The 22,955-nt window shown below is 52.3% G+C and carries 20 protein-coding genes and 2 tRNA genes; 18 read left to right on the top strand and 4 right to left on the bottom strand.

Annotated elements, in window-relative coordinates:
• Positions 1–78: 78 nt before the first annotated feature.
• A complete protein-coding gene (dacB, locus tag Dpoa569_RS16625; RefSeq protein ID WP_042868500.1) occupies positions 79–1,512 on the bottom strand; it encodes a serine-type D-Ala-D-Ala carboxypeptidase in 1,434 nt (477 codons plus the stop codon).
• Positions 1,513–1,778: 266 nt separating this feature from the next.
• On the opposite strand from dacB, the gene greA reads away from it, so the two are divergent.
• Positions 1,779–2,255, top strand: coding sequence for a transcription elongation factor GreA (gene greA / locus Dpoa569_RS16620; RefSeq protein ID WP_042868502.1), 477 nt, complete (start codon positions 1,779–1,781; stop codon positions 2,253–2,255).
• A 122-nt stretch (positions 2,256–2,377) separates the two neighbouring features.
• Here greA and yhbY read toward each other — a convergent pair whose 3' ends face one another.
• Positions 2,378–2,671 (bottom strand): ribosome assembly RNA-binding protein YhbY, encoded by a 294-nt coding sequence (gene yhbY, locus Dpoa569_RS16615; RefSeq protein WP_012771131.1) that lies wholly within the window; start codon positions 2,669–2,671, stop codon positions 2,378–2,380.
• A gap of 159 nt (positions 2,672–2,830) precedes the next feature.
• On the opposite strand from yhbY, the gene rlmE reads away from it, so the two are divergent.
• The 17 genes from rlmE (at position 2,831) to Dpoa569_RS16530 (ending at position 20,859) form a co-directional block, all read left to right on the top strand.
• Complete coding sequence (gene rlmE / locus Dpoa569_RS16610) at positions 2,831–3,460, top strand: 23S rRNA (uridine(2552)-2'-O)-methyltransferase RlmE (protein ID WP_042868506.1); 630 nt, start codon at positions 2,831–2,833, stop codon at positions 3,458–3,460.
• A 47-nt stretch (positions 3,461–3,507) separates the two neighbouring features.
• The gene (gene ftsH / locus Dpoa569_RS16605) at positions 3,508–5,463 is read left to right on the top strand and encodes an ATP-dependent zinc metalloprotease FtsH (RefSeq protein ID WP_146411577.1); all 1,956 of its coding nucleotides are present in this window, start codon (positions 3,508–3,510) and stop codon (positions 5,461–5,463) included.
• Between the two features lie 117 nt (positions 5,464–5,580).
• Positions 5,581–6,414: a dihydropteroate synthase gene (gene folP, locus Dpoa569_RS16600; protein ID WP_146411574.1), complete on the top strand. Its 834-nt coding sequence runs from the start codon at positions 5,581–5,583 to the stop codon at positions 6,412–6,414.
• A gap of 8 nt (positions 6,415–6,422) precedes the next feature.
• Positions 6,423–7,760 carry a phosphoglucosamine mutase gene (glmM, locus tag Dpoa569_RS16595; RefSeq protein ID WP_146411572.1) on the top strand — a complete coding sequence of 446 codons (1,338 nt, stop codon included), beginning with the start codon at positions 6,423–6,425 and terminating at the stop codon, positions 7,758–7,760.
• A gap of 303 nt (positions 7,761–8,063) precedes the next feature.
• Positions 8,064–8,399, top strand: coding sequence for a preprotein translocase subunit SecG (gene secG / locus Dpoa569_RS16590; RefSeq protein ID WP_042868510.1), 336 nt, complete (start codon positions 8,064–8,066; stop codon positions 8,397–8,399).
• A gap of 55 nt (positions 8,400–8,454) precedes the next feature.
• Positions 8,455–8,541: transfer RNA gene (locus tag Dpoa569_RS16585), tRNA-Leu, on the top strand.
• Between the two features lie 59 nt (positions 8,542–8,600).
• Positions 8,601–8,677, top strand: a tRNA-Met gene (locus Dpoa569_RS16580).
• A gap of 219 nt (positions 8,678–8,896) precedes the next feature.
• A complete protein-coding gene (gene rimP / locus Dpoa569_RS16575; protein ID WP_042873761.1) occupies positions 8,897–9,349 on the top strand; it encodes a ribosome maturation factor RimP in 453 nt (150 codons plus the stop codon).
• A 21-nt stretch (positions 9,350–9,370) separates the two neighbouring features.
• Positions 9,371–10,861: a transcription termination factor NusA gene (nusA, locus tag Dpoa569_RS16570; protein ID WP_042868511.1), complete on the top strand. Its 1,491-nt coding sequence runs from the start codon at positions 9,371–9,373 to the stop codon at positions 10,859–10,861.
• 25 nt (positions 10,862–10,886) lie between these two features.
• On the top strand, positions 10,887–13,601 hold the full coding sequence (infB, locus tag Dpoa569_RS16565; protein WP_146411569.1) for a translation initiation factor IF-2: 2,715 nt from the start codon (positions 10,887–10,889) through the stop codon (positions 13,599–13,601).
• A gap of 74 nt (positions 13,602–13,675) precedes the next feature.
• Positions 13,676–14,077 (top strand): 30S ribosome-binding factor RbfA, encoded by a 402-nt coding sequence (gene rbfA, locus Dpoa569_RS16560; protein WP_042868512.1) that lies wholly within the window; start codon positions 13,676–13,678, stop codon positions 14,075–14,077.
• Positions 14,077–15,033 (top strand): tRNA pseudouridine(55) synthase TruB, encoded by a 957-nt coding sequence (gene truB / locus Dpoa569_RS16555; protein WP_042868513.1) that lies wholly within the window; start codon positions 14,077–14,079, stop codon positions 15,031–15,033. The genes rbfA and truB overlap by 1 nt, the downstream gene beginning before the upstream one ends.
• A 109-nt stretch (positions 15,034–15,142) precedes the next feature.
• On the top strand, positions 15,143–15,412 hold the full coding sequence (rpsO, locus tag Dpoa569_RS16550) for a 30S ribosomal protein S15 (protein ID WP_012771120.1): 270 nt from the start codon (positions 15,143–15,145) through the stop codon (positions 15,410–15,412).
• Positions 15,413–15,671: 259 nt separating this feature from the next.
• Positions 15,672–17,792, top strand: coding sequence for a polyribonucleotide nucleotidyltransferase (pnp, locus tag Dpoa569_RS16545; protein WP_042868515.1), 2,121 nt, complete (start codon positions 15,672–15,674; stop codon positions 17,790–17,792).
• Between the two features lie 127 nt (positions 17,793–17,919).
• Positions 17,920–18,804 carry a lipoprotein NlpI gene (gene nlpI / locus Dpoa569_RS16540; RefSeq protein ID WP_042868517.1) on the top strand — a complete coding sequence of 295 codons (885 nt, stop codon included), beginning with the start codon at positions 17,920–17,922 and terminating at the stop codon, positions 18,802–18,804.
• A 108-nt stretch (positions 18,805–18,912) separates the two neighbouring features.
• The gene (gene yrbN, locus Dpoa569_RS19835) at positions 18,913–18,972 is read left to right on the top strand and encodes a protein YrbN (RefSeq protein WP_107760761.1); all 60 of its coding nucleotides are present in this window, start codon (positions 18,913–18,915) and stop codon (positions 18,970–18,972) included.
• Between the two features lie 12 nt (positions 18,973–18,984).
• Positions 18,985–20,859, top strand: a complete 1,875-nt coding sequence (locus Dpoa569_RS16530) for a DEAD/DEAH family ATP-dependent RNA helicase (RefSeq protein WP_146411566.1) — start codon at positions 18,985–18,987, stop codon at positions 20,857–20,859.
• A 72-nt stretch (positions 20,860–20,931) separates the two neighbouring features.
• Here Dpoa569_RS16530 and Dpoa569_RS16525 read toward each other — a convergent pair whose 3' ends face one another.
• Positions 20,932–21,951 (bottom strand): luciferase-like monooxygenase, encoded by a 1,020-nt coding sequence (locus Dpoa569_RS16525; RefSeq protein WP_042868521.1) that lies wholly within the window; start codon positions 21,949–21,951, stop codon positions 20,932–20,934.
• Between the two features lie 117 nt (positions 21,952–22,068).
• Positions 22,069–22,947 (bottom strand): U32 family peptidase, encoded by an 879-nt coding sequence (locus Dpoa569_RS16520; RefSeq protein WP_042868524.1) that lies wholly within the window; start codon positions 22,945–22,947, stop codon positions 22,069–22,071.
• Between the last annotated feature and the right edge of the window lie 8 nt (positions 22,948–22,955).

Below are 22,955 nucleotides of genomic sequence, written 5' to 3'. Positions count from 1 at the left end.
TAGCTGAAAAGTTTGCTTGTTAGTTGTACATGTTTCCCTTATCTGCATAAAGCAGATAAGGGGTTTTTTTATCGCCGACTAATTGTTTTGGTAGATGTCTTTGTAAACACGGCTTTCGAAACGGACCAGCGGAATGCGGCGCTCTTTTTGATCTTCCGGCGGTACGGCATAACCAGAAAGATACTGTACGAAAGCCATGCGTTGGCCGCTGGCGGTGGTGATAAATCCCGCCAGATTATACACCCCTTGCAGCGCGCCGGTTTTGGCTGAGACTTTGCCATCGAGTCCCGCTTCATGCAGACCCGCGCGATAGCGTAATGTCCCGTCATAGCCGGCTAGTGGCAGCATTTTGATATAATTCAATTCATTATCGTGCTGAGCGATGTATTGCAATACCTGCATCATGGTTGCAGGCGCGATCAGGTTGTGCCTGGATAGTCCTGAGCCGTCAACGATGATGGTATTACCCAGGTCAATTCCCGCTTTCTGGCGCAGGATTTGGCGCACAGCGTCTGCACCGGCGCGCCAGGTGCCGGGAACCTTGAAGCGTTCATGCCCAATCGTGCGAAATACGGTATCGGCAATCATGTTGTCGGATTTTTTCAGCATGGTGGTCAGCAAGTCATGCAGTGGCTCCGACTCGGTTTGCGCCAATACTGTGCCGGTTTTACCCGCTAATGTCTGTCGCCGCAGGCTGCCGACGACGCGAATGTCTGCCTGTTGCAGTTCGTCTTTCACAATCGCGCCGGCATAGCTTGCGCCATCCTGAATGGCGAATGCTAATGGTAACGGCTCAGCTCGTTGTGTCAGACAACCGGTGACGGTGAAGCGATTGAGTTCGCCCGGTACGACATCCAACTCGCAATACTGCGAGTCCGGCGAACCTTTGGGCAAGGTACGAACCTCACTGAACATGTGTACCGGATAATAGGACGCCACGCGAATGAAGGCGTTGTCTCCCACTTTTGGGGCGCTATAGAGCGAAATGGAGAAGCAGTTTTTGTCGACAATCGCCGCTGCCGGTGGTGCGCTGAAGCATTGGGTCATATCGTTCCAGGGCCAACCGGGCGCTTTATCGTGACTGGAGAACACCGATGTATCGATCAGAACGTCGCCGCTGATTTCTCGGATCCCTTGCTTTTTCAGTTCCTGCACCATGCTGCGAAGTTGTTGGCGTTTCAGCGAGGGATCGCCGCTGAAACGTACCGCCAGGTTACCGCGTAGTACTCCGCCGGCGATTGTACCGTTGCTTTCTATCGTGGTGATGAAACGGTAATTCGGCCCTAACTGTAACAAGGCAGCCAGCGCAGTAATAACTTTTTGCGTACTTGCAGGTAGCGCCATTTGCTGGCTGTGATAATCGACTGTCGGGACAGTAGCGCCGATTTTTTGCACTACCAGCGCCAGATTGGCTCCATCAGGCAGATATTTGGTGTACTCATCAATGGGGGCTGCGTTGGCATGTAGTGCAATTGCGCAGGCAAAACTGGGCAGAGTCGATAAAAAACGCATAATCTCAATTAAGTACAAGGTAACGTGGTGGTCATACTACGGCGCATCAAGGGATAAAGTAAACGATGACCCTCGCGGAACTCTGGGGTAAAATGCGTATCAAAATGCAAAAACGCCTTTGGCCTGGAAGTCATGTTCCGGGCAAGGCGGTTTTTGTTTAAATTGTCAGGGTGCACTGGCATTGAAACATTCCGTCGCAGGTGATTTTATCGTGTCAGGATGACGGTAACGTGAGCCGTACGGATTTTTTTAGAGGTGGTGACGATATGAAACAATTTCCGATGACGTTGCGTGGTGCTGAAAAGTTACGCGAAGAGCTGGACTTCCTGAAGTCGGTGCGTCGGCCTGAAATTATTGCAGCGATTGCCGAGGCACGCGAACACGGCGATTTGAAGGAAAATGCGGAATACCATGCCGCCCGTGAGCAGCAGGGATTCTGTGAAGGCCGGATTCAGGAAATTGAAGCCAAACTATCTAACGCTCAGGTCATTGACGTCACCAAAATGGCGGCCAATGGGCGTGTCATCTTTGGTGCTACGGTGACCGTGATGAATTTGGATACTGAAGAAGAACAGACTTACCGCATCGTGGGCGACGATGAAGCAGACTTCAAGCAAAACCTCATTTCGGTTAATTCACCGATTGCTCGTGGTTTGATTGGCAAGGAAGAAGATGATGTCGTGGCGATCAGCACACCGGGTGGTGTGGTGGAGTACGAAATTCTGAAGGTTGAATACCTCTGATTGGCGAGTAAGTAAAACGCCATTCAGATTGTAAAGAAAGGAAAAAGGCCGATGTCGGCCTTTTTTCTCACCAGCACGTCATGGAACCTTGCTGCTAAACAAGGTAACCTGAACCGAAAATGTTATCGAGGCAACACAATCTTGCGTTCTTTTGACGCACGATATAGCACTAGGGTGTGGCCAATAACCTGGACATTGCTGGCACCGGTTTCGCGCAGAATGGCATCGACAATCAGCCCTTTGGTTTCTCTGTCCTCAGTGGCGATTTTCACCTTGATCAGTTCATGATGCTCCAGAGCTTGCTCGATTTCGGCCAGCACACCTTCAGTAAGGCCGTTGTTGCCCAGCATGACGACGGGTTTTAACGGATGAGCCAGCCCTTTCAGGTGTTGTTTTTGTTTGTTACTCAGATTCATTGTCTTTTTTGCTTAGGTTAGGATTGAAAACGGAACATTCTAACGCCATCTCATGATTATCACCAATCCGGCTATACTGATTGGCTGTCGTCGAGACGCGTTTTCCGCCGCTGGCATCTTAATTAACACTAGTTAGAAAAAATCATAGTTGGAAAATCGATGGCTAACAAAAAGCGTTCTGCAAGTTCCAGTCGCTGGCTGCAGGAACACTTTAGCGATAAATACGTACAGCAGGCGCAGAAAAAAGGGCTTCGCTCACGCGCTTGGTTTAAACTTGATGAGATACAGCAGACGGACAAGCTGTTTAAACCCGGTATGACCGTGGTGGATCTGGGGGCGGCGCCAGGTGGATGGTCTCAGTATGTCGTCAGCCAGATTGGTGGAAAAGGGCGCATTATCGCGTGCGATCTTTTACCGATGGATCCTATTGTTGGAGTCGATTTCCTTCAAGGGGATTTTCGTGATGAATTAGTGCTCAAGACCCTGCTGGAACGGGTTGGAGACGATAAGGTTCAGGTGGTGATGTCCGACATGGCCCCGAACATGAGCGGTACTCCGGCGGTGGATATTCCCCGAGCCATGTATCTGGTTGAGCTTGCGCTGGATATGTGCCGGGATATATTAGCACCGGGAGGCAGTTTCGTAGTGAAAGTATTTCAGGGTGTGGGCTTCGATGAGTATCTACGCGAGATTCGTTCCCTGTTTACGACGGTAAAGATTCGTAAGCCTGATGCCTCGCGAGCCCGATCTCGTGAGGTGTACATTGTAGCGACAGGCCGTAAACTGTAGTAACCTGACGCTATTTTTTAATACAGTTGTAATATGAGGTTAATCCCTTGAGTGACATGGCGAAAAACCTGATTCTCTGGTTGGTCATCGCGGTTGTGTTGATGTCCGTGTTCCAGAGCTTTGGGCCCAGCGAGTCGAATGGCCGTAGGGTGGATTATTCAACCTTTTTAACTGAAGTGAATCAGGATCAGGTTCGTGAAACACGTATTAATGGGCGCGAGATCAATGTTGTCAAAAAAGACAGCAGTCGCTACACCACGTACATCCCTGTCAACGATCCTAAACTGCTGGATAACCTTCTGACCAAAAATGTAAAAGTGGTTGGTGAACCGCCGGAAGAGCCGAGCCTGCTGGCTTCGATCTTCATCTCCTGGTTCCCAATGCTGTTGCTGATTGGCGTCTGGATTTTCTTTATGCGCCAGATGCAGGGGGGGGGGGGCAAAGGTGCCATGTCGTTTGGTAAAAGCAAGGCACGGATGCTGACTGAAGACCAGATTAAAACCACGTTCGCTGATGTGGCGGGCTGTGATGAAGCCAAAGAAGAAGTTGCCGAACTGGTTGAATACCTTCGAGAACCGAGCCGCTTTCAGAAACTGGGCGGTAAAATTCCTAAAGGCGTACTGATGGTTGGTCCGCCGGGGACTGGTAAAACGTTGTTGGCGAAAGCCATTGCCGGTGAAGCCAAGGTGCCGTTTTTCACCATTTCCGGTTCCGATTTTGTGGAAATGTTTGTGGGTGTCGGTGCCTCTCGTGTACGAGACATGTTCGAACAGGCCAAAAAAGCCGCGCCTTGTATCATCTTTATCGATGAGATTGATGCTGTGGGCCGTCAGCGTGGCGCTGGCCTGGGCGGTGGTCATGACGAACGTGAGCAGACGCTGAACCAAATGCTGGTTGAGATGGATGGTTTTGAAGGCAACGAAGGCATCATCGTCATCGCTGCGACTAACCGTCCTGATGTGCTGGACCCGGCGTTGCTGCGTCCCGGTCGTTTTGACCGTCAGGTAGTGGTTGGTTTGCCGGATGTGCGTGGGCGTGAGCAGATTTTGAAAGTTCATATGCGCCGTGTGCCGCTGTCGCCGGATATCGATGCTTCCGTTATCGCACGTGGCACGCCTGGCTTTTCCGGCGCTGATTTAGCCAATCTGGTGAATGAGGCTGCGTTGTTTGCGGCTCGTGGCAATCGCCGTGTGGTTTCGATGGTGGAGTTCGAAAAAGCCAAGGACAAAATCATGATGGGGGCAGAGCGTCGCTCTATGGTCATGACCGAAGCACAAAAAGAGTCCACTGCTTATCACGAGGCGGGTCACGCTATTATCGGTCGGTTGGTGCCTGAGCATGATCCCGTGCATAAGGTGACTATCATCCCGCGTGGTCGTGCGTTGGGTGTAACGTTCTTCCTGCCTGAAGGCGATGCGATTAGCGCCAGCCGTCAGAAATTGGAAAGTCAGATTTCTACGCTATACGGTGGTCGTCTGGCTGAAGAAATCATCTACGGGCCGGAGCATGTTTCTACCGGTGCGTCTAACGACATCAAAGTGGCGACGTCTATTGCGCGTAACATGGTGACTCAGTGGGGGTTCTCGGAAAAACTCGGACCTTTGCTGTATGCGGAAGAGGAAGGTGAAGTATTCCTTGGCCGCTCTGTGGCTAAAGCCAAGCATATGTCGGATGAAACGGCGCGCATCATCGATCAGGAAGTGAAGGCACTGATCGAGCGTAATTACCAGCGCGCCCGTGAATTGCTGATGTCGAATATGGACATTCTGCACTCGATGAAAGACGCATTGATGAAGTATGAAACGATCGATGCGCCACAAATCGATGATCTGATGTCACGTAAGGATGTTCGTCCGCCTGCTGGCTGGGAAGATCCGACGCCGGGCAATAACTCTTCTTCGTCTGACAATGGCGGTGCCCCTAAAGCGCCGACAACAACAGGAGATGAACCTCATACGCCGACACCGGGCAATACGATGTCCGGGCCTTTGAACGACAAGTAAGTATATCGTTTATGGTGTGACAGCCCTTACCTTGGCTGCCGACTCCCTCAAACCCCGGCTTGCCGGGGTTTTTTACTCCAGAAGGGCGTACCAACTAAAAGCACTGAGACACAAAACATGAAATTGAACGCACGCGGCTTGACGCTGGATCTCTCCTGTCCTCAAGTTATGGGGATCCTGAATGTAACTCCGGACTCTTTTTCTGACGGCGGTAAACACAATACGTTGAATGCTGCTTTGATCCATGCCGAACAGATTATCTCCGCAGGTGCCACTTTCATTGATGTGGGGGGCGAATCCACCCGCCCAGGCGCTGATGATGTCAGCACGGAAGAAGAGTTGGAGCGCGTCGTGCCGGTAGTAGAAGCTTTAGCACAGCGGTTTGAAACCTGGATTTCGGTCGATACGTCCAAACCGGAGGTAATTACCGCCAGTGCGCAAGCTGGGGCGCATTTGATCAATGATGTGCGGGCGCTTAGCGAACCAGGTGCTCTGGAGGCAGCAGCGGCAACGGGTCTGCCAGTTTGCCTGATGCATATGCAGGGACTGCCAAAAACAATGCAACATACCCCGTATTATGACGATGTAGTCGCGGAGGTAATGGCTTTTTTTGAGCAACATATCACTCGTTGTGTTGCTGCGGGTATGCCGCGCGATCAGTTATTGCTGGATCCTGGGTTCGGGTTTGGCAAGAATCTGCAGCACAATTACCGACTGCTGGCGCAGCTGGAAGCATTGCATCGCTTCGGTTTACCGCTATTGGTTGGTATGTCCAGAAAAACCATGATTGGACAATTGCTGGGCGTGCCGCCGCTTGAACGTGTTCATGGCAGTGTGGCATGTGCCGTCATTGCCGCTATGAAAGGGGCTCATATTATCCGTGTCCATGATGTGAAAGCGACAGTGGATGCAATACGTGTAGTCGAAGCAACTCTATCAGCGAAGGAATAACAACAACTATGAGTAGCCGTAAATATTTTGGCACTGACGGTATTCGGGGCAAGGTGGGAGATCTGCCGATTACGCCTGATTTTGTACTGAAGTTGGGCTGGGCTGCCGGCAAGGTTCTGGCACGCCACGGTTCCAGAAAAATCATTATCGGTAAAGATACCCGTATTTCCGGTTATATGCTGGAGTCTGCGCTTGAAGCCGGTTTAGCCGCAGCCGGGTTATCAGCATCGTTCACCGGTCCTATGCCCACACCTGCCGTAGCGTATCTGACACGAACTTTCCGTGCAGAAGCAGGGATAGTCATTTCGGCTTCGCATAACCCTTATTACGATAATGGCATCAAATTCTTTTCGATTGATGGCACCAAGCTGCCGGATGAAGTAGAAGAAGCTATTGAAGCGGAAATGGAGAAACCGTTGACCTGCGTAGAATCGGCAGAGTTAGGTAGGGCAAGCCGTATCGTTGATGCTGCCGGACGTTATATTGAATTTTGTAAAGGCACTTTTCCCAGTGAACTGAGCCTTAATGGTCTCAAAATCGTAGTGGATTGTGCCAATGGCGCGACCTATCACATTGCCCCTAGCGTATTGCGAGAACTCGGTGCCAAGGTGATAGCTATAGGTTGTGAGCCGGATGGGATGAACATCAATGAGCAGTGTGGTGCTACCGATGTTACCCAACTTCAGGAACGTGTATTGTCTGAAAAGGCTGATGTGGGCCTGGCGTTTGATGGTGATGGTGATCGCCTGATTATGGTTGACCACCAGGGCAATAGAGTGGATGGCGACCAGATCCTGTATATCATTGCTCGTGAAGCGCTGCGTCAGGGGCAGCTTCGTGGCGGTGCGGTTGGCACGCTGATGAGCAACATGGGTCTGGAAGTCGCGTTAAAACAGTTAGGGGTTCCGTTTGCCCGTGCCAAAGTGGGGGACCGCTACGTGCTGGAACTGATGCAGTCAAAAGGCTGGCGTCTGGGGGCTGAAAACTCAGGCCACATTATTTTGTTAGATAAAACCACTACGGGTGATGGCATTATTGCTGGCCTGCAGGTGCTGACTGCTATGGTTCGCAACCATATGAGTCTTCATGATCTCTGCAGTGGCATGAAATTATTCCCGCAAGTCTTGGTTAATGTGCACTTTTCTGGCGAGGGAGACCCATTGGAAAGTGAGGCGGTGAAACAGGCTACTCAAACCGTAGAAGTACAACTGGCTGGCCGTGGCCGGGTATTACTGCGTAAGTCCGGTACTGAGCCTTTAATCCGGGTAATGGTTGAAGGGGAAGATGAAGCTTCGGTAACGCAGATGGCAAACCACATTGCAGATGCGGTAAAAGCAGCGGGTTAGGCTGCAATACCAATTCGTTGAAAGGTGGCAGGCTGCCGGGCCTGTCACCGACATAGTAATAACGTGAAATACGGTGTAATCAGCCAACTAATCAGTAGTTTCCGGTCTATGTTGTCGAGGTGCTGATTTTTTCTTCAATCGGTTAGCGGTGGGCAAATTACCCTTGCGTACCTCCGAGGCTTTAGTTAGTATTCAGACCCGCTTTGTAGGGGATGTTGCACATCTTATTGCGGGCAGTCGCGGTTAAACCGCAAGAATTAGTGATGCTTCGCCATGCGGTGAAGATAAATAACGGGTACAACTATGTACGAAGCTCTTCTGGTAATTTTCCTGATTGTGGCGATTGGCCTCATTGGTCTTGTCATGCTGCAGCAAGGTAAAGGTGCAGATATGGGAGCGTCGTTCGGAGCAGGTGCTTCCGCTACTTTGTTTGGTTCAAGCGGATCTGGCAATTTCATGACCCGAATGACGGCGCTATTTGCCACGCTGTTTTTCGTGCTCAGCCTGATTCTGGGTAATATGAGTTCCAATCATAGCCAGAAAAGCAGCGGATGGGATAACCTGAGTCAGCCAGCTGCGTCTGAAAAACCAGAACAGCCTAAAGCACCGGCTGCACCGTCAAGCGATATTCCTAAATAATCGCGGACGTTTCATCAGCAACAAAAATGCTGATGATGAAAAAGCAAATTGTGATGCCGAGGTGGTGGAATTGGTAGACACGCTACCTTGAGGTGGTAGTGCCCGATTGGGCTTACGGGTTCAAGTCCCGTCCTCGGTACCAATCCTATAGATAACTTGCATTTTTGCGGTTGTCAGCGTAGTATTTGCCACGTTTTCGGACGCGGGGTGGAGCAGCTTGGTAGCTCGTCGGGCTCATAACCCGAAGGTCGTCGGTTCAAATCCGGCCCCCGCAACCATTTAACTTCCCAGAAAAGTTTTTTTTCAAATAAACTGTATTACATCGAACGAATTGTTTACGGTTAATTTTGAAAGAATACTTGGATGGTAGTTATGCCGCAGTAGCTTGCGGTAAATAGGGTCCAGTTGCATAAAGCCCCGATATATCGGGGTTTTTTGTTATCTGACAGCAGAATTACTGGGCTATTAAGCCCTTTTTTTATGTCTTGGGGGTGGGCTTGTCCACATTAGAACAAAAGTTAACAGAGATGATTTCGGCACCTGTTGAAGCCCTTGGCTATGAGCTGGTGGGCATTGAGTTCATCCGGGGACGCCAGTCGACACTGCGTATCTATATTGATAGTGAAGATGGTATCACTGTTGATGATTGTGCTGATGTTAGCCACCAGGTCAGTGCGGTACTGGATGTTGAGGATCCTATATCCGTTGCCTATAACCTGGAAGTGTCGTCACCGGGCCTGGACCGGCCGCTTTTTACTGCTGCCCATTACGCGCATTTTGTGGGTGAAGAAGTGAGTCTGGTGTTGCGTATGGCGGTTCAGAATCGCCGCAAGTGGCAAGGTATTATCAAGTCTGTTGACGGCGAGATGATCACTGTAACAGTGGAAGGCAAAGATGAAGTGTTCGCGCTGAGCAATATCCAGAAGGCGAACCTGGTACCCCACTTTTAAAGTTTGGATGAGGCAACTAGGATGAATAAAGAGATTCTGGCTGTTGTTGAAGCGGTTTCCAATGAAAAAGCCGTGCCGCGCGAAAAGATTTTTGAAGCGCTGGAAACTGCACTGGCGACAGCGACCAAGAAAAAATACGAGCAAGAAATTGATGTTCGGGTTTGCATTGATCGCAAAACCGGCGATTTTGATACCTTCCGTCGCTGGCTGGTCGTGAATGAAGTTACCCAGCCGACGCGTGAAATCACACTGGAAGCAGCGCAGTTCGAAGAGCCGACTATTGAACTGGGTGGCTACATCGAAGATCAGATAGAGTCCGTGACTTTCGACCGCATCACCACGCAGACTGCCAAGCAGGTTATCGTACAGAAAGTACGTGAAGCCGAGCGCGCTATGGTGGTTGATCAGTTCCGTGAGCAGGAAGGCGAGATTGTCACTGGTGTAGTTAAAAAAGTTAACCGCGATAACATCACGCTGGATTTGGGTAGTAATGCCGAAGCGGTGATTGGCCGCGAAGATATGTTGCCGCGTGAGAACTTCCGTCCTGGCGACCGTATTCGTGGCGTGTTATACGCAGTTCGTCCGGAAGCGCGCGGCGCGCAGCTGTTTGTGAGCCGTTCCCGCCCTGAAATGTTGGTTGAACTGTTTCGTATCGAAGTGCCGGAAATTGGCGAAGAAGTTATTGAGATCAAAGCGGCTGCCCGCGATCCCGGTTCCCGCGCTAAAATTGCGGTCAAAACCAACGATAAGCGTATTGACCCGGTCGGCGCGTGCGTGGGAATGCGTGGTGCACGAGTTCAGGCTGTATCCAGCGAATTAGGCGGCGAACGTATTGATATCGTCCTGTGGGATGATAATCCGGCACAGTTTGTTATTAATGCCATGGCACCGGCTGATGTCGCGTCCATTGTGGTCGATGAAGACAAGCATACGATGGATATCGCAGTTGAAGCCGGTAATCTGGCTCAGGCGATTGGTCGCAACGGTCAGAACGTGCGTCTGGCTTCCCAACTGAGTGGTTGGGAGCTAAATGTGATGACTATTGAGGATTTGCAGGCCAAACATCAGGCTGAGGCCCATGCTGCCATCGATATTTTCACTAAGCATCTGGATATTGACGAAGAGTTTGCCACTGCACTGGTTGAAGAAGGCTTTTCTTCGTTAGAAGAATTGGCTTACGTACCGATCAATGAGCTACAGGAGATCGATGGTTTGGATGAGGAAACCATCGAAGCGCTGCGCGAGCGTGCGAAAGCCGCGCTGACTACGCTGGCTCTGGCGAATGAAGAAAACCGCGGCAACGGCCAGCCAGCGGAAGATTTGCTCAATTTATCTGGTCTGTCCCGCGAACTGGCGTTTAAACTAGCTGCCCGTGGTGTTTGCACGCTGGAAGATCTTGCTGAGCAGGGCGTCGATGACCTGGCAGATATTGAAGGGCTTGATGAAGCACAAGCCGGTGAGCTGATTATGGCTGCACGTAATATCTGTTGGTTTGGTGACAGTAACGAATAACGAACTGTAGCAGGAAAGGAACAGCATGACAGATGTAACCCTGAAATCACTGGCTGCAGAGATCCAGACGCCGGTTGACCGCCTGATACAGCAATTTGCTGATGCGGGAATTACCAAGTCTGCGTCGGACTCTGTGACTCAGAACGAAAAAGAAACACTGCTGGCGCACCTTAACCGCGAACGCGGTAGTGCGCCGGGGAAATTGACACTGCAACGTAAAACGCGTAGCACATTAAATATTCCTAGCACCGGTGGTAAGAGTAAATCGGTGCAGATTGAAGTCCGCAAGAAGCGCACCTACGTAAAACGCGATCCTCATGAAGAGCAGCAGGTTGCTGTTGAGGAAGAGCAGGCACGGCGTGAAGCGGAAGAACAGGCGCAGCGCGCCGCCGAGGAACAAGCCAAACGTGAGGCTGAAGACAAAGCCAGGCGTGAGGAAGAAGAGAAGGCAAAGCGCGCAGTTGCTGAAGAGCAAGCCAAACGTGAGGCCGCTGAAAAAGCTAAGCGTGACGTAGCGGAAAAAGAGAAAGTGAGCAATCAACAAAACGATAGTATGACTAAACCAGCTCAGGCTGAGAAAGCGCGTCGTGAAGCGGAAGCGGCTGAACTCAAGCGTAAGGCGGAAGAAGCGGCTCGTCGTAAGGTCGAGGAAGAAGCTCGCCGTATTGCGGAAGAAGCTCGCCGGATGGCAGAAGAAAATGCCGGACGCTGGGAAAAAGAAGGCGATGATACCGAGGACGCCGATTACCACGTAACCACCTCTCATCACGCACGTGAAGCTGAAGATGAGAATGATCGTCAGGTTGAAGGTGGTCGCGGTCGTGGTCGCGGTGGCAAAGTGACTAAACAGAAAAAAGGCAACCGCCTGTCTGAATCGAAAGCTGATCGTGAAGAAGCCCGTGCGGTAACTCGCGGCGGCAAAGGCAAGCGTAAGCCGAGTACGCTGCAACAGGGTTTCAATAAGCCGGTGCAGGCGGTCAACCGTGATGTCGTGATTGGCGAAACCATTACCGTTGCTGAGCTGGCCAATAAAATGGCGGTCAAAGGCTCTCAGGTCATCAAGACTATGATGAGGCTGGGCGCGATGGCTACCATCAACCAGGTGATCGATCAGGAAACCGCACAACTGGTTGCAGAAGAAATGGGTCATAAAGTGATCCTGCGCCGTGAAAACGAGCTGGAAGAAGCGGTGATGAGTGATCGTGATACCGGGTTGTCTTCTGAATCTGAATCACGTGCGCCGGTAGTCACCATCATGGGTCACGTTGACCATGGTAAGACCTCGTTGCTGGATTACATTCGCTCGACCAAAGTGGCTGCCGGCGAGGCTGGTGGTATTACCCAGCATATCGGTGCCTACCACGTCGAAACGGATAACGGCATGATTACCTTCCTGGATACACCGGGGCACGCCGCGTTTACTGCCATGCGTGCCCGTGGTGCGCAGGCGACAGATATCGTGGTGCTGGTTGTTGCAGCTGATGACGGTGTGATGCCTCAGACCATCGAAGCTATTCAACATGCCAAGGCTGCTAAAGTACCGGTGGTGGTTGCCGTAAACAAAATCGATAAACCGGAAGCTGATCCGGATCGCGTTAAAAACGAACTGTCCCAGTACGGTGTTATTCCGGAAGAGTGGGGTGGTGAGTCTCAGTTTGTGCATGTTTCCGCCAAAAGCGGTGCAGGCATTGACGAACTGCTGGAAGCCATCCTGCTGCAAGCTGAAGTACTGGAACTGAAAGCTATTCGCAGCGGTATGGCCAGCGGTGTGGTGATCGAATCCTTCCTGGACAAGGGCCGTGGTCCGGTGGCTACTGTGCTGGTACGTGAAGGTACCCTGAATAAGGGGGATATTGTGTTGTGTGGCTTCGAATATGGCCGAGTTCGCGCTATGCGTGATGAACTGGGTCGTGAAATTACTGAAGCGGGTCCATCTATTCCGGTAGAGATTCTGGGGCTGTCCGGCGTGCCGGCTGCGGGCGACGAAGCGACAGTGGTACGTGACGAGAAGAAAGCTCGTGAAGTCGCGCTTTATCGTCAGGGTAAGTTCCGCGAAGTGAAACTGGCGCGCCAGCAGAAATCCAAGCTGGAAAATATGTTCGCCAACATGAACGAAGGCGAAGTATCCGAACTGAACATCGTCATGAAAGCCGACGTTCAAGGCTCTGTGGAAGCGATTTCCGATTCGTTGCTGAAGCTGTCCACCGACGAAGTCAAAGTCAAGATCGTGGGTTCTGGCGTGGGGGGTATTACCGAGACTGATGCTACGCTGGCTGCGGCATCCAACGCTATCATTCTTGGCTTTAACGTTCGTGCGGATGCCTCTGCACGCCGTATTGTCGAAGCAGAAAGCCTGGATCTGCGTTACTACTCCGTTATCTATGACCTGATCGACGAAGTGAAGCAGGCGATGAGCGGTATGTTGGCGCCGGAATACAAGCAGGAAATTATTGGTCTGGCGGAAGTGCGCGATGTGTTCAAGTCACCGAAGTTTGGCGCTATTGCCGGCTGTATGGTGACAGAAGGGGTGGTGAAACGTCACAACCCGATTCGCGTGCTGCGTGACAACGTAGTTATCTTTGAAGGCGAGCTGGAATCCCTGCGTCGCTTCAAGGACGACGTTAACGAAGTCCGTAATGGTATGGAATGTGGTATCGGCGTGAAAAACTACAACGATGTTCGCACCGGTGACATGATCGAAGTATTTGAAACTATTGAGATCAAGCGCACCATCGAGTGATACGTGCAACAACGTACCTGATGTTTTCATGCTGGGGGGCCGAGTGCCCCCCAATTTTTCTTTGAGGATTCATCATGGCAAAAGAATTCAGCCGCACGCAGCGTGTGGCTCAGGAAATGCAAAAAGAAATCGCCATTATCATTCAGCGTGAAGTGAAAGATCCGCGTGTAGGCATGGCGACGGTTTCTGGCGTAGACGTGTCGCGTGATTTGGCTTATGCCAAAGTATTTGTGACCTTTCTGAATGACAACGATCCGGAACAGGTTAAGACGGGAATCAAGGCATTGCAGGATGCGTCCGGTTTTATCCGTATGTTGTTGGGCAAGGCGATGCGTCTGCGTGTGGTGCCTGAACTGACCTTCTCCTATGACAATTCCCTGGTAGAAGGGATGAGGATGTCCAATCTGGTGACCAGCATAGTAAAACGCGATGCTGAGCGTCGTGCACCTGACGCAGATGATGAGCAGGAGGGGTAATGTCGCGTCCTCGTCGTCGTGGTCGGGATATCCACGGCGTTCTGCTGCTGGATAAACCGCAAGGGGCATCATCTAACGATGTACTGCAGAAGGTAAAGCGCCTCTTCAATGCTAATAAAGCCGGGCATACCGGTGCGCTGGATCCGCTGGCGACGGGGATGCTGCCGGTATGTCTGGGTGAGGCGACCAAGTTTTCCCGGTATTTGCTGGATGCTGATAAACGTTACCGGGTGATTGCACGTATGGGACAGCGCACCGATACGTCGGATGCTGACGGCAACGTGATTCAGGAGCGTCCAGTTGCCTTTACTCATGACATGTTAATGCAGGCGCTGGATAGTTTCCGCGGCGATACCCAGCAGGTACCGTCGATGTACTCTGCACTGAAATATCAGGGGCGCCCGTTATACGAATATGCCCGTCAGGGGCTGGTTGTGCCGCGGGAAGCGCGTGATATCACTGTTTATGAACTGCAGTTTATCCGCTGGGAAGCCGATGAGCTGGAACTGGAAATCCATTGCTCCAAGGGAACTTATATCCGCACCATCATTGATGATCTGGGTGAAAAACTGGGGTGTGGCGCTCATGTGATGTATCTGCGCCGTTTGCAGGTTGCAACGTATCCTACCGAGCGTATGGTCACCCTGGAACAGTTGCAGACGCTCAGTGAGCAGGTGCAAGCACAGCAACAGCCGATCGGTGAATTGCTGGATGTGCTGCTGTTGCCGATGGATACTGCTGTGCAGGCGTTTCCGGAAGTGAATCTGTCGCTGGTCGTGGCGGGTTACCTCAAGTTGGGCCAGGCGGTACGTGCTGCTGCGGCACCAGCTGATGGCATGGTGCGTATCACCGAGGGGGACGAACACCGGTTTATCGGTATGGGTGAAATTGATGATGAAGGGCGGGTAGCACCACGGCGTCTGGTAGTGGAATACCCTGTGCCGGTAGATGCCTGAGCGCCTTGCGATTATATGGCGCTGAGAGTAAAATGGCGCGGCTTAAATATTGGGCGGCTGAATTAGAGATCGGCGCCTGTTCTGTTTTTATACTACTTTGGAGTAAATTATGTCTCTAAGCGTTGAAGCAAAAGCGAAAATTGTTGCGGAATTTGGTCGTGGCACAAATGACAGTGGTTCTACCGAAGTTCAGGTTGCCCTGCTGACTGCGCAGATTAATCATCTGCAGGGTCACTTTGCCGAGCATAAGAAAGATCACCACAGCCGCCGCGGTCTGCTGCGTATGGTTTCTCAGCGTCGTAAGCTGCTGGACTACCTGAAGCGTAAAGATCTGGCACGCTACACCACCCTGATTGAACGTCTGGGTCTGCGTCGCTAATTCGACGAGTTTCAGGAGAAAGGGGCCTCTTTGGGCCCCTTTCTTCTAGGAAGTGCTAGTAAAACAGAGTAATGTATTGCTGTTGTAAATATGATCCGTAATTACAGCGATTCGCGCGGCTAATGAGAGATTTTATTTGTTACTGCTTAGTCAGAATAACGTCTGTCATTAGTCGCGAGGATGTAATGGGCGGATCGGGTATTTAACTGGTACGCCATATCAAAATATATGGCGTGCACCTCTGGTAAAGGACTGTATTTTGCTTAATCCGATCATTCGTAAATTCCAGTACGGTCAACATACCGTGACACTGGAAACCGGTATGATGGCCCGCCAGGCCACTGCCGCTGTCATGGTTAGCATGGATGACACTGCGGTATTCGTAACCGTTGTGGGTGCCAAACACGCTAAACCGGGCCAGGATTTCTTCCCGCTGACTGTTAACTATCAAGAGCGTACCTACGCTGCTGGTCGTATTCCCGGTGGTTTCTTCCGCCGTGAAGGCCGTCCGAGCGAAGGCGAAACGCTGATTTCCCGTCTGATCGACCGTCCGATTCGCCCACTGTTCCCAGATGGTTTCGTTAACGAAGTCCAGGTTATCGCCACTGTGGTTTCCGTTAATCCGCAGGTTAACCCGGATATCGTTGCCATGATCGGTGCTTCTGCGGCGCTGAGTCTGTCAGGTATTCCATTCAATGGCCCGATTGGTGCCGCTCGCGTTGGTTATATCAACGATCAGTACGTGCTGAACCCGACGACTGAAGAGCTGAAAACCAGCCGTTTGGATTTGGTCGTTGCAGGTACCGAAGGCGCGGTACTGATGGTGGAATCCGAAGCAGACCTGCTGAGCGAAGATCAGATGCTGGGTGCAGTGGTATTCGGTCATGATCAGCAACAGGTTGTTATCGAGAACATCAAGGCACTGACGGCAGAAGCGGGTAAACCGAAGTGGAACTGGCAGGCGCCGGAAGTGAACGTCGAACTGCACAACCGTGTGCAGGTGCTGTCTGAAGCTCGTCTGGGCGACGCTTATCGCATCACTGAAAAGCAGGAACGCTACGCGCAGGTTGATACCATCAAAGCTGACGTGGTTGCGGCTCTGCTGGCAGAAGATGAAACGCTGGACGAAAACGAACTGCGTGACATCCTCGGCAGCATCGAGAAGAACGTGGTACGTAGCCGCGTGCTGCGTGGCGAACCGCGTATCGATGGTCGTGAAAAAGACATGATCCGGGGTCTGGATGTACGTACTGGCGTGCTGCCGCGTACTCACGGTTCCGCGCTGTTCACCCGTGGTGAAACTCAGGCGTTGGTTACCGCGACGCTGGGTACTGAGCGTGATGCACAGAGCATCGATGAGCTGACTGGCGAGCGTACCGATCGCTTCCTGCTGCACTACAACTTCCCGCCGTACTCTGTAGGTGAAACCGGTATGGTCGGTTCGCCGAAACGCCGCGAAATTGGTCACGGTCGTTTGGCTAAACGTGGTGTACTGGCAGTGATGCCGAAACCGGAAGCCTTCCCGTACACCGTACGTGTTGTGTCTGAAATTACCGAATCCAACGGTTCTTCTTCCATGGCATCCGTATGTGGTGCTTCTCTGGCGTTGATGGATGCCGGCGTGCCGATCAAAGCCGCCGTTGCCGGTATTGCGATGGGCCTGGTAAAAGAAGGCGACAACTTCGTTGTTCTGTCTGACATCCTGGGTGACGAAGACCACCTGGGCGATATGGACTTCAAAGTAGCCGGTAGCCGTGAAGGCGTGACTGCGTTGCAGATGGATATCAAAATCGAAGGTATCACCCGCGAAATCATGCAGGTAGCGCTGAATCAGGCCAAGGGTGCGCGTTTGCACATTCTGGGTGTGATGGAACAGGCTATCAGCACGCCGCGTGGCGATATCTCCGAATTCGCACCGCGTATTCACACTATCAAGATCAGTACCGACAAGATCAAAGATGTGATCGGTAAAGGTGGCTCGGTTATCCGTGCACTGACCGAAGAAACCGGTACGACTATTGAGATCGAAGACGACGGTACGGTGAAGATCGCCTCGACCGACGGCGAAAAAGCCAAACACGCGATTCGTCGTATTGAAGAGATCACGGCTGAAATCGAAGTGGGCCGCATTTATCAGGGTAAAGTGACCCGTATCGTTGATTTTGGGGCTTTTGTTGCCATCGGCGGCGGCAAAGAAGGTCTGGTTCATATTTCTCAGATCGCCGACAAGCGTGTTGAGAAAGTGACTGACTATCTGCAGATGGGCCAGGAAGTACCGGTTAAGGTACTGGAAGTGGACCGTCAGGGTCGTGTCCGTTTGAGCATAAAAGAAGCAACGACTCAACCTCAGGAAACTACTCCGGTTTCCGAGGAAGAATAATAGCAGATAATCAATTGGCAGCTCCTTACAGTGTGAAGGAGCTGCGTGTATTATAAGGAACGGATATCCTTATGCTGAGCAGTCGGGGACAGGATGTTCATCAAATGTTTGTCTTCGGGAGTGGGAAATGAAGCCTTTCTTGCGCTGGTGTTATGTTGCGACAGCAATTATGCTGGCAGGATGCAGCAACACGGATTGGCGCAAAGATGCATTGCTGGCGGTACCGTTGCAGCCGACGCTGCAGCAGGAAGTCATTCTGGCACGCATGGAGCAAATCCTGGCGAGCCGGGCAATTACTCCCGATGAACGGGCACAGCTGTTATATGAGCGCGGAGTGCTGTATGATAGTCTTGGGTTACGGGCGTTGGCGCGAAATGATTTTTCACAAGCGCTTTCTATCCGTCCCGATATGCCGGAAGTGTTTAACTATCTCGGCATTTACTTAACGCAGGCAGGCAATTTTGATGCTGCCTATGAAGCGTTTGATTCTGTATTAGAGCTTGATCCAACTTACAATTATGCGCGTTTGAATCGGGGCATCGCTTTGTACTATGGCGGTCGCTACCAGTTGGCGCAGGATGATCTGCTGGCGTTTTATCGCGACGATCCTAATGATCCTTTCCGTTCCCTGTGGCTTTACCTGGTGGAGAGAGAAATCAATCCAGAGAAGGCCAAACTGGCGTTGAAAGAACGCTACGAGGGCGCAAAGAAAGGTGTGTGGGGATGGACGATTGTCGAATTCTACCTGGGCGATATCAACGAAAAAACGTTGATGCAGCGTGTGCAGGAAGAAGCTAAGGATAACACTTCGCTCGCCGAGCATCTCAGTGAAACTGACTTCTATTTAGGTAAGCACTACCTAAGTCTGGGGGACAAGAACACCGCCGAGGCGTTGTTCAAGCTGACGGTTGCTAACAATGTTCACAATTTTGTTGAGCACCGCTATGCATTGTTGGAATTGGCGCAGTTAGGCCAAGAGCAAGACGACCTATCAGGATCGGACCAGCAATAGCTGACGAACACCTTTAAGCCAGAGATCGTGACGATTTTTTCATCGCCTTAGCGGGTGAGGCTTTTTTGTTCGCTTTTTAATCCAATTTGAGCCGGTTCACACTTTTCAATGAAAATGATTGAGTATTTTCTCGACAAGTTATGTAGACTGGCCGCCATTTTGAAGTGAGGCAAAGTTTACATGGCAGAGTTTGAAATCTCTTTTGCTAGTCTGGGGCTGTCCGCCCCGATTCTGAATGCACTGTCTGAGATGGGGTATGAAAAACCGTCTCCGATTCAGGCGGAGTGTATTCCTCATCTGCTCAACGGGCGCGACGTACTGGGTATGGCGCAGACTGGGAGCGGCAAGACCGCGGCATTTTCCCTGCCGCTGCTGAACAATATCAAGGCTGAACTCAAGGCACCGCAGTTACTGGTGCTGGCACCGACTCGTGAGTTGGCGGTGCAGGTTGCGGAAGCCTGTAACGAATTCTCTAAGCATATGCAGGGCGTTAACGTGGTGGCGCTGTATGGCGGCCAGCGTTATGACGTGCAACTGCGTGCACTGCGTCAGGGACCGCAAATTGTGGTCGGTACTCCAGGACGCCTGTTGGATCACCTGAAACGCGGCACGTTGGACCTGTCCAACCTGAGCGGTCTGGTGTTGGATGAAGCTGACGAAATGCTGCGCATGGGCTTCATCGAAGATGTGGAAAACATCATGGCGCAGATCCCGGCTGAACACCAGACGGCGCTGTTCTCCGCCACCATGCCGGAGGCGATTCGTCGCATTACTCGCCGCTTCATGAACGATCCACAGGAAGTGCGCATTCAGTCGAGCGTGACTACCCGTCCGGATATCAGCCAGAGTTACTGGACGGTATACGGTATGCGTAAGAATGAAGCGCTGATCCGTTTCCTGGAAGCGGAAGACTTTGATGCCGCGATCATTTTCGTGCGTACCAAAAACGCTACGCTGGAAGTGGCCGAAGCGCTGGAGCGCAGCGGTTATAACAGTGCTGCGTTGAACGGCGACATGAATCAGGCGTTGCGTGAGCAAACGCTGGAGCGCCTGAAAGATGGCCGTCTGGATATTCTGATCGCGACCGATGTTGCTGCACGTGGTCTGGATGTTGAGCGCATCAGTCTGGTAGTGAACTACGACATTCCGATGGATTCCGAGTCTTACGTTCACCGTATCGGTCGTACTGGTCGTGCCGGTCGCGCCGGTCGTGCATTGCTGTTTGTGGAAAACCGCGAGCGCCGTCTGCTGCGTAATATCGAACGCACCATGAAGCTGACTATTCCGGAAGTGGAGTTGCCGAACGCCGAACTGCTGGGCCAGCGTCGCCTGGCGAAGTTTGCCGCTAAAGTACAGCAGCAACTGGAAAGCAGTGATTTGGACATGTACCGTGCGCTGCTCGGCAAATTGCAGCCGCAGGAAGAGCTGGATATCGAAACACTGGCCGCTGCACTGTTGAAAATGGCACAGGGTGAGCGTCCGCTGATTCTGCCGCCGGATCCGGTGGTTGAGCGTCGTCCGCGTCGTGAATTCCGTGATCGTGATGACCGTTTCGAACGTCGAGGTGACCGCAATGATCGTGGCCCACGCGGTGGTGATGATCGCCCGGCTCGTCGTGAGCGTCGTGACGTGGGTGAAATGGATCTGTATCGGATCGAAGTGGGTCGTGACGATGGCGTAGAAGTGCGTCATATTGTGGGTGCGATTGCTAACGAAGGTGATATTAGCAGCCGTTACATCGGCAATATCAAACTGTTTGCCTCTCACTCCACCATCGAGCTGCCGAAAGGTATGCCGGGTGAGTTGCTGTCGCACTTTACCCGCACGCGTATTCTGAACAAACCGATGAACATGCAACTGATGGGTGATGCCCAGCCGCATGAACGTCGTGAGCGTCGTGAAGGCGGTGAGCGTGGCGAACGTGGTGCCCGTGGATTCGGCGATCGTGCTGGTAGTGGTCGTGGTCGTCCGTTCAGCGGCGAACGTCGTGAAGGTGGCGAGCGTCGTGGTAACCGCGATGGTCAGCGTGCACCGCGCCGTTTCAGCGATGCCTGATAACATCTGGCGTTGAGTTAACGTGAAACCAGCCTTCGGGCTGGTTTTTTTATGTCATGATGTTTTACGTTGTTACTGAATTCGTGCTTCCCGCACGATTTCCGGTTGCAGTTGCGCCACCAGCTCAAACGAGTGCAGCCGCGCCTGATGGTCAAATATCTGGCCGTTGATCATCAGCTCGTCCGCCTGAGTTTCCCGCAATAACGTTTGCAAGCCGTGACGCACTTTGGCTGCATCGCCCACCACCGCCAGCCGCAATGTTTGTTCCACGGCAAATTGCTCCGCAGCCGACCAGTACGTTTCCATGGATTCCACCGGCGCAGGCAGCGGTCCCGGCGTTCCACGCCGTAGATTGATAAACTGCTGCTGAAGCGAGGTAAACAGAAAACGCGCCTCTCTGTCGCTATCAGCGGCGACAACATTGATGCACACCATGGCGTACGGTTTTTCCAGTTGGGCAGAGGGTTTGAAGTTGTCGCGATAAAGCTGCAAAGCGTGTAACAGCATATCGGGTGCGAAATGGGCGGCGAAGGCAAACGGTAATCCCATCGATGCCGCCAACTGGGCGCTGTACAGACTGGAACCCAACAACCAGATGGGAATGTTCAGCCCCTGTCCCGGCACCGCCTGTACCGCTTGTCCTGGCTGTGCCGGGGCGAAGTAGCGTTGGAGTTCCTGCACATCGTGGGGAAAATCGTCAATGTCGGCGTTCAGATGGCGGCGTAATGCCTGCATGGTGCGATGATCGGTGCCGGGGGCGCGTCCCAGACCGAGTTCAATACGGCCAGGGTAGAGCGATTCGAGCGTACCGAACTGCTCGGCAATCACCAGCGGAGCATGGTTTGGCAGCATTACACCGCCGGAACCGAGCCGGATAAGCTGCGTACCCCCGGCAATATAACCGATCAGAATCGATGTGGCTGCGCTGGCGATGCCGGTCATGTTGTGGTGTTCTGCCAGCCAGTAGCGCTGATACCCCCATTTTTCCGCATGTTGCGCCAGATCCAGAGAGTGATGGAACGCATCGCGGGCCGTATTGCCCTGTGGAATGGGAGCCAGATCGAGCAGCGAGAAAGGAACGGTAGCGGTCATAAGCGTCACTCATCAGGTTGAGGGGCTGACGGCATCAGCCCAAAATAAACACCGGTGAGATGTTACGCTATCTTAACAAATGGCAACGGACGATGCGTGCGCATCGTCCTGATGGATTTAACTGACCAGCTCCAGCCCGGCAACGCGTCGCCAGTAGCCGTTACAATCCTGCTGATTTTCCAGCGTCAGCGGTTGTTCGCCGTGTTGGTTGGCGCGAAAACGGTCAAGCATCGCCAGCGTGTCCGGCCCTTGGGGTGACAGACGCACAATATCCACCAGCCCTTCCATAGAGGACAGGTCGTTGCCGAGGTTATAGCAGTAACCGCTCTGGGTCTGGATGCCGTTAAGGACAAACACCTGCTGATTTTCCTGTGACAACATCTGGCGCCCTTGCGGATACTGAATACAGCAGGTTTCGCATTCGTCCTTGGGGCGGTTTTCCGAACGGGCGGTAAAACAGCGGGCGGAATACGCCAGCGGCAGGTGACCGTAACTCAGCACTTCCACCTCAAACTGGTGGCGAAAACCGAGATCGTCACACTGACTGAGCAGGTTTTGCAGCCAGTCCCGCGATAATTCCACCGGCATACACCAGCGCATCATGCCTTGTTTATGCAGTAACCGCAGGGTGTAGGCGTTATAACAGTTGAGCGCATGACCGGCGACAAACGGCAGGCTACGTTCTGCTGCCATATTGACCGCGCCCAGATCGTTGGCTTCCAGCAGAAACTCGCCGTTTTCCACGTACTTTTTCAGTTCAGTCAATTCGGAAGGCGCTTGCAACAATGCCAGCGTAGACATCACCACCTGCTTACCGCTGGCGGCGACTTCACGCGCCAGTGTGAGCCAGTCACCGACTTTCATCCCGCGGCGTTTGCTGCACACGGTTTCACCCAGATAGATGATATCAGCGCTGCTGGTGATCGCGGCACGATAAAAGGTTTCAATATCGGCTTTGGGCCAATAGTAAAGCAGCGCGCCCAGTGAATATTTCATGTTGTTGA

This window comes from Dickeya poaceiphila, from assembly GCF_007858975.2.
GTDB lineage: Bacteria > Pseudomonadota > Gammaproteobacteria > Enterobacterales > Enterobacteriaceae > Dickeya > Dickeya poaceiphila.
Note: the sequence above shows the minus strand (reverse complement) of the source record. Positions and strands in the feature narration are given on the sequence as shown.

What these genes read in the sequence shown, in the direction of transcription:
- dacB (WP_042868500.1), bottom strand. Translation starts at nt 1,512, where the DNA reads ATGCGTTTTTTATCGACTCTGCCCAGTTTTGCCTGCGCAATTGCACTA.
- folP (WP_146411574.1), top strand. Translation starts at nt 5,581, where the DNA reads ATGAAATTGAACGCACGCGGCTTGACGCTGGATCTCTCCTGTCCTCAA.
- greA (WP_042868502.1), top strand. Translation starts at nt 1,779, where the DNA reads ATGAAACAATTTCCGATGACGTTGCGTGGTGCTGAAAAGTTACGCGAA.
- secG (WP_042868510.1), top strand. Translation starts at nt 8,064, where the DNA reads ATGTACGAAGCTCTTCTGGTAATTTTCCTGATTGTGGCGATTGGCCTC.
- nlpI (WP_042868517.1), top strand. Translation starts at nt 17,920, where the DNA reads ATGAAGCCTTTCTTGCGCTGGTGTTATGTTGCGACAGCAATTATGCTG.
- Dpoa569_RS16520 (WP_042868524.1), bottom strand. Translation starts at nt 22,947, where the DNA reads ATGAAATATTCACTGGGCGCGCTGCTTTACTATTGGCCCAAAGCCGAT.
- nusA (WP_042868511.1), top strand. Translation starts at nt 9,371, where the DNA reads ATGAATAAAGAGATTCTGGCTGTTGTTGAAGCGGTTTCCAATGAAAAA.
- yhbY (WP_012771131.1), bottom strand. Translation starts at nt 2,671, where the DNA reads ATGAATCTGAGTAACAAACAAAAACAACACCTGAAAGGGCTGGCTCAT.
- glmM (WP_146411572.1), top strand. Translation starts at nt 6,423, where the DNA reads ATGAGTAGCCGTAAATATTTTGGCACTGACGGTATTCGGGGCAAGGTG.
- rlmE (WP_042868506.1), top strand. Translation starts at nt 2,831, where the DNA reads ATGGCTAACAAAAAGCGTTCTGCAAGTTCCAGTCGCTGGCTGCAGGAA.
- infB (WP_146411569.1), top strand. Translation starts at nt 10,887, where the DNA reads ATGACAGATGTAACCCTGAAATCACTGGCTGCAGAGATCCAGACGCCG.
- rbfA (WP_042868512.1), top strand. Translation starts at nt 13,676, where the DNA reads ATGGCAAAAGAATTCAGCCGCACGCAGCGTGTGGCTCAGGAAATGCAA.
- Dpoa569_RS16530 (WP_146411566.1), top strand. Translation starts at nt 18,985, where the DNA reads ATGGCAGAGTTTGAAATCTCTTTTGCTAGTCTGGGGCTGTCCGCCCCG.
- truB (WP_042868513.1), top strand. Translation starts at nt 14,077, where the DNA reads ATGTCGCGTCCTCGTCGTCGTGGTCGGGATATCCACGGCGTTCTGCTG.
- Dpoa569_RS16525 (WP_042868521.1), bottom strand. Translation starts at nt 21,951, where the DNA reads ATGACCGCTACCGTTCCTTTCTCGCTGCTCGATCTGGCTCCCATTCCA.
- rpsO (WP_012771120.1), top strand. Translation starts at nt 15,143, where the DNA reads ATGTCTCTAAGCGTTGAAGCAAAAGCGAAAATTGTTGCGGAATTTGGT.